Origin of the sequence: Shewanella hafniensis (assembly GCF_019655335.1) — a bacterium.
Lineage (GTDB): Bacteria > Pseudomonadota > Gammaproteobacteria > Enterobacterales > Shewanellaceae > Shewanella > Shewanella hafniensis.
In genome coordinates, this window is the sequence record NZ_BPFD01000132.1 from 1 (window position 1) to 6,035 (window position 6,035).

General features: G+C 45.1%; 4 protein-coding genes and 2 pseudogenes. 3 read left to right on the forward strand and 3 right to left on the reverse strand.

The genetic code is table 11. The features are described from left to right. Both K5Q99_RS22610 and K5Q99_RS21095 read right to left on the reverse strand, forming a co-directional pair. Positions 1-80, reverse strand: a pseudogene (locus K5Q99_RS22610) (Mobile element protein); the annotation flags it as partial. 437 nt (positions 81-517) lie between these two features. Continuing rightward, entirely contained in the window at positions 518-2,167 is a 1,650-nt protein-coding gene (locus K5Q99_RS21095; protein WP_220778038.1) for a dipeptidase, read from the reverse strand. 410 nt (positions 2,168-2,577) lie between these two features. Here K5Q99_RS21095 and K5Q99_RS21100 point away from each other — a divergent pair, with 410 nt between their 5' ends. From K5Q99_RS21100 to K5Q99_RS21110, 3 genes are all read left to right on the forward strand, one after another. After that, positions 2,578-4,782: a M3 family metallopeptidase gene (locus tag K5Q99_RS21100; RefSeq protein WP_220778039.1), complete on the forward strand. Its 2,205-nt coding sequence runs from the start codon at positions 2,578-2,580 to the stop codon at positions 4,780-4,782. 164 nt (positions 4,783-4,946) lie between these two features. Then, entirely contained in the window at positions 4,947-5,114 is a 168-nt protein-coding gene (locus K5Q99_RS21105; protein WP_220778040.1) for a hypothetical protein, read from the forward strand. A 163-nt stretch (positions 5,115-5,277) separates the two neighbouring features. Further along, a complete protein-coding gene (locus K5Q99_RS21110; RefSeq protein WP_220778041.1) occupies positions 5,278-5,757 on the forward strand; it encodes a hypothetical protein in 480 nt (159 codons plus the stop codon). A gap of 135 nt (positions 5,758-5,892) precedes the next feature. Here the strand turns inward: K5Q99_RS21110 and K5Q99_RS21115 are convergent. Then, positions 5,893-6,035, reverse strand: a pseudogene (locus K5Q99_RS21115) (ISAs1 family transposase); the annotation flags it as partial.

The window sequence follows — 6,035 nt, forward strand, 5'->3', positions numbered from 1 at the left end:
GCACGCCGAACAACGCGGCTACAGCAATGGTAATAGGGCGTATCTTCAAGACTAATTTGAGTTCTGCGAGGGCGCGGCATACAAACCTCCTTGTTTAATGCTTAACCCAAGCATAGTCGGAGGTTAATTACCATGCCATTAAGACTGGATGTCCATTTTTCATTCCTAAATGCTTAACCAAGCATAGTTGGAGGTTAATTACCATGCCATTAAGACTGGATGTCCATTTTTCTCTGGCTATTTTTCTACTTTAGTAGAGCCCTCAGGGACGCTTCTTGTTAAATGAAAGGGCGGCGAGTCACTGGGGAAACAATAACAATTCATGCAGCACAACTGACGATATAACTCACTAGCTTTGAGCCTTTCTGCCTTTGAGTATTTAGCGTTGGAATGGCGGAAATCTAAGATTTAACCGCCATTGTTCTATTAACCCTTAATGCTTAGCTTAATACTTGATACAGACTTTATTGCTACTCAACACTTTTGTGCCATCCCAAAATCACTTTCACAAAGAGCGCTATTTAACCGCCGATAGCTCGATAAACGCTGCGGTGTACATTTTTAGATTCAGCATAAATTGCTTATGGGTGATGAACTCTTTTTCAGTATGGCCAGTGTATTCCACGCCCGGCATGGCTGGGCCAAAACTTAAAGCATTGGGGAATAATTTACTGTTGGTTGAGCCGCCGATTGCAACGGGTTTAGGGTCGACTATGCCAGTGAAGTGGGCAAACACGTCGAGCAGGGTTTGTTGCTGCGGCGCACCTTTCATCACCATAGGCTCGCCCCAATAACTTTCGATATCAGCAAGTTGCACTTGATGTTTCTCCTGCCACAGGGCTAGGGCTTCACGGGCTTGTTTAGCGAGTAACTCTGGTGTTTTGCCGACAGGACGGCGCAAGTTAATGGTCACCTCTGTGCCCTTCTGCGTTTGCACCACCACAGTTGGGGCTAAGGTCAGCGGTCCCATAAAATCATCTTTATAAGCTAAGTCACCAAACTGCTCGGCATAAATCCCTAAACCCACCAGCTCGTTCATGGCGGCAACGGTTAAGGAGGCGCTGGTTTTCGGCCAAGGTTTATCATTCAATTCGGGACTTAACAATGCCGCCAAATGGGTCACGGCATTCACTCCATCTTCAGGAGTGGATGAATGGGCGGCTTTACCGTCGGCAAAGATATGCAAGTTGCACTGTTTATCGACGCAATGGTTTTCAAAACGATATTTCATGCCCTGCTGCGCGGCGGCTCTGGTCTGTAACTTTGTCAGTAATGCGGGTGAAACCGCCTCAATTTCCGCCTCGGCCTGCTGCGGTACTTGGCTGGCAAAATAGCCGCCAGAGAAAGCGGTTAACGTGGGAGTTTGAGTTGAAGCCTCAGCTTTAGCTTCTATATTGGAAATCGTAATATTGGGCACAGTAAAGGTAATCTTACTCCAGCCCTTTTCGGCGGTGACCACGGGGTATTCAGCATCAATAGTAATGTTCATATCCGCTGGCGTGTAGCTGGCTAAAAAGGTTTTCAGTGGTTCCCAGTCGGACTCTTCAGCAAGATAAACCAAGAGTTCAATGCGTCTATCTCGCTTAATGTGTTTGTCTTTAATCGCCTTCATCGCATACATGGCGGTGACAATGGCGCCCTTGTCGTCCTCTGTGCCGCGGCCAATCAGTTTGCCTGGCTCCGATTGAGTATCAAGCAGATAAGGGCTCTGCGCCCACAAGGCAGGATTAGCTGGTTGCACATCGCCGTGGGTGACTATGCCTAACTTTTTAGGTTCATTGTTCACAGCCGAATTAGCATCTAAGCCAATCAACACCACATAACCATGATCGGCATAATCTAACCCGAGATCCTGACTGAGTTGCTTTAAACTCGACTTAAAGCCCACAAAGGCGGGATTGGTATCTGGCGTTTGCCCTTCAACCGCTTGGGTATTAAAACTCACCAACTGAGTCAAACTCTGCACCATAGCCGCATCGTATTTTGCGACCGCATAATCGGCGACCTTTAGCGCATTTGGGCTTAACTGAGGAACGTTTGTGTGAGCCGCTGTTGTTGCTGGCGCTGGCGCCGCAATGCACTGCGGCATAACCCAGCTGGACGCAGTCAGTAATGCCAAGGATAGCGCTCGACGCACGCGAGCATGTTGAATACCAGATTGAGACATAGAAGATCCTATTATTGTTATTCGTGTTTTAGGACCGTACTGCAAGAGACGGTTGAAAATGGATTAAGCTGGTTTAGTGCAAGGTGTGGCTTACACCAGTCATCTACGACGTGTTTGCGGCTATTATCTTCGACTACAGCCTTGACCAATGATGTTGCCAATAAAGCGCACCGAGACGCGATAACAGCCTCAGCCAGTTTGCCATATTATTTTGCTTAAAAGCCTGAAACAAAACATTTGTTACAAACTAAACACAAAATCGATGGAACCCCTAGTCCGATACATGTTAAACAGTCACATTAAGATAAATTAATGGTTTTAGCCGCGCGTAGACTTCAATTTTTGCTGAAATCCATGGCCATCATCAAACAATCACCCATAACAATAATCGACCTAACGGGGAACAAATAATGAAGGGACTAACCCTTAAACCGCAAGCCCGCACGGCTAAGCTCACGCTAAGTGCCATCGCTTTAGCCTTAACTTTGGGCGCTTGTAGCACACAACAACCCGAAGCCAGTGTTCAAGCCAACGCGGCGCCCAATGCCGTGTCAGCGCAGATTATCAGTCAGAATGCGACCAATCCATTCTTTAAACCCTATGATACGTTTATGGAAATTCCGGCCTTTGATAAGATCAAGCCAGAGCATTTCCTCCCAGCCTTTAAAGCGGGCGTAGCTCAGCAACACGAGCAAATTCAAGCGATTGTTGATAATAAAGCAAAGCCCACCTTCGCCAATACCATTGAAGCCATGGAGTTTTCTGGCGATCTAGTGACGCGCGTTTCTAACGTCTTCTTTAACCTGACAGGCGCCGATACTACGCCAGCATTGCAAGCCCTCTCTAAAGAAGTGTCGCCTATGTTATCGTCCGCCGAAGACGATATCCTGCTCAATGACAAACTGTTTCAAAAAGTCAAAGCCGTTCACGACGCGAAAGACAGCCTAAAACTCAGCACGGCCCAAGCCAAATTGTTGGAAGATACCTATAAATCTTTCACCCGTGGCGGCGCTAACTTAAGCGAGCAAGATAAAACTAAACTGCGCGCATTGAACGAAGAAATTGGTAAACTCAATTTAGCCTTTGGTGACAATCTATTAGCCGAAACCAATGCCTTCGAATTAGTGGTTGATAGCAAAGCCGATCTCGCTGGTTTACCAGAAGATGTGATTGCGACCGCCTTTGAAACCGCCAAAAAACGTGGCCATGAAGGCAAGTGGGTATTCACCACTTCTCGCCCTTCTATCACGCCGTTTTTAACCTATGCCGATAACCGCCAGTTACGTGAAAAACTCTATAAAGGCTATATCGAGCGCGGTAACAACAATAACGCCAACGATAACAAGATTATCCTCGCGAAGATTGCCGCCCTGCGTGCCGAACGTGCTCAACTGATGGGCTATAAAACCCATGCGGATTTCGTGTTAGAAGAACGCACAGCTAAAACACCAGAAAACGTCTACGGCTTGCTCAACAAAGTATGGCCAGCGGCATTGGCCCAAGCCAAAACCGAAGTGGCTGATATGCAAGCCATGATTGACGCACAAGGTGGCAAATTTAAGCTTCAAGCGTGGGACTGGGATTACTATGCTGACAAAATTCGTGTCGCTAAGTACAGCTTTAACGAGCAACAAACCCGCCCGTATTTCTCTCTCGATAGCACACTAAAAGGCGTGTTCTACACGGCTAACCGTTTGTACGGTTTGACCTTTAAAGAACGTACCGACTTACCCAAATACAATGCAGAAGTCCGTACTTGGGAAGTTTACGATAAAGACGGCAAGATGATGGCCATCTTTATGGGTGACTATTTCACCCGCGACAGCAAACGTGGCGGCGCTTGGATGAATTCCTTCCGCAAACAATACAATATGAATGGCGTTGATTCTAAACCTATTATTGTTAACGTATTGAACTACCCTCGCCCAGCGGGCAATGAGCCAGCGCTGCTGACCTTCGATGAAGCCAGCACCCTATTCCACGAATTTGGCCATGCCCTACACGGCATGTTATCGAATGTGGAATATCGCTCACAGGGCGGCACCGCCGTTCCTCGCGATTACGTTGAGTTCCCATCACAAGTGAATGAAAACTGGATGACTCAGCCAGAAGTGTTAGCTCAATTTGCCAAGCACTACAAAACTGGCGAAGTGATCCCGCAAGAGCTAGTGAAAAAAATCCAAGCGGCCAGCAAGTTCAACCAAGGCTTTGCCACCGTTGAATACATGGCGGCCACTAAGCTTGATTTAGATTGGCACACACTGACCGACATTACACCAAAAGATGCGGCCAAGTTTGAAGCGGACTCGTTAGCGGCAATGGGACTGATTGAAGAAATTAGCCCACGCTATCGCAGCACTTACTTCTCGCATATTTTCGCGGGCGGTTATTCAGCAGGCTACTACAGCTACCTCTGGTCGGATATTTTAGGCGCGGATGCTTTCGAAGCCTTTAAAGAAAACGGCATTTTCGACAAGGCCACTGCGGATTCCTTCCGTAATAATATCCTGTCGAAAGGCGGCAGCGATGATCCTATGCTGATGTATAAAAACTTCCGCGGTAAAGAAGCCGGCATAGAGCCGCTGCTGCGTAGCCGTGGATTACTGGCCGAGTAATCGCTAATCATTTGCCAAAGGTAAGATAAACAACGGGAGCTTCGGCTCCCGTTTTCTTATAATTTTATTCCGCAACTTCTACAATAACCTATTAATTGGCTCAATATTTTAGTACGGTGTTGCCGCATATAAGGATATTTTTAAAATTATCAATGGAAATGATTATGTCTAATGCCCTGCTAAGCTCTCCATTTCAAGCAAATAAAGAAAAACTTCTCACACTGCGATTACAGAACGAACTCAATACCAATCGAATATTCAAAGCTCTGGATGCTTCCCCAAATACAATTGGTGCCGAAGTGGTTTTTATAGACTATGAATATTCCCTATGATTCCTTTATGCCACTAATATCCCATTCGATGAATATTACGAGAATGTAAAGATACAGTAGCTGCCAGCTTTAGCCTTAACCTTAACCTTAACCTTAGCAATAAGGCGTACAGGTAGAAAAATCAACAACCTAACAATAGTCAGCGATAAGGAATTCAGAGTCTATGTCAGATAATTTTTTTGAGAAACATGACTTATCTATCGGCGTGTTTGTCGTTGGTATTGCAGTCATCATGTTCCTTATGTTTGGTGCGGGTGCTATCGGCCCTTTACTTTTCCTTACGATTGAAACGCTATTCGGTAAATTAACACACGAAGAGTTTGGTACCCTTTTCGCATCAAGTATAGTGATCATGACCCTGAGTATTGTTATACCAAACGTATTAATTATACGAGGTAGACCTCGAGCAGTTAAAATCAATAAAATAAACGTCTATTTTCAACTCATTTGTTACTTACTGTTTTTATTCGTTCTTGAACACAAAAAAACCTGGATTTTTCTTTGCTTTGTTATTTTCCCATTATTAGCAAACTGGTTAATATCGTCTGCTAAATATCTAACCTTCCTTGCCTTTTACGAAACTCTTCGCAAGGATCCAATTAGGTTTAGACAAAGCTTGGCCAACAAATATTTAAGTAAATAAAGCATTATTGTCTGATATTAGTTTAGGTATGTTTATCATTATAAAATATTAACAACACGACATACCACACTATGATTCACCGCTTAGGCGGCATTAAATTTTCAATAGAGTTATACAGGGCAACCGCATGAGTGTTTAAAATTCGTCCAGTTGCAACCCTGCTAATAGAACCGATTCTAAATATTCAGGTTTCATCCAAGCTCTTTTCTGTTTCGCTGGAATGCTTCCTTTAGAAGGTTCAGCCCTAAGCATATTCAGTGATATTTGCCTAAGCATGG

Coding starts and splice junctions, on each gene's coding strand:
- K5Q99_RS21105 (WP_220778040.1), top strand. CDS start 4,947: ATGTCTAATGCCCTGCTAAGCTCTCCATTTCAAGCAAATAAAGAAAAA.
- K5Q99_RS21100 (WP_220778039.1), top strand. CDS start 2,578: ATGAAGGGACTAACCCTTAAACCGCAAGCCCGCACGGCTAAGCTCACG.
- K5Q99_RS21095 (WP_220778038.1), bottom strand. CDS start 2,167: ATGTCTCAATCTGGTATTCAACATGCTCGCGTGCGTCGAGCGCTATCC.
- K5Q99_RS21110 (WP_220778041.1), top strand. CDS start 5,278: ATGTCAGATAATTTTTTTGAGAAACATGACTTATCTATCGGCGTGTTT.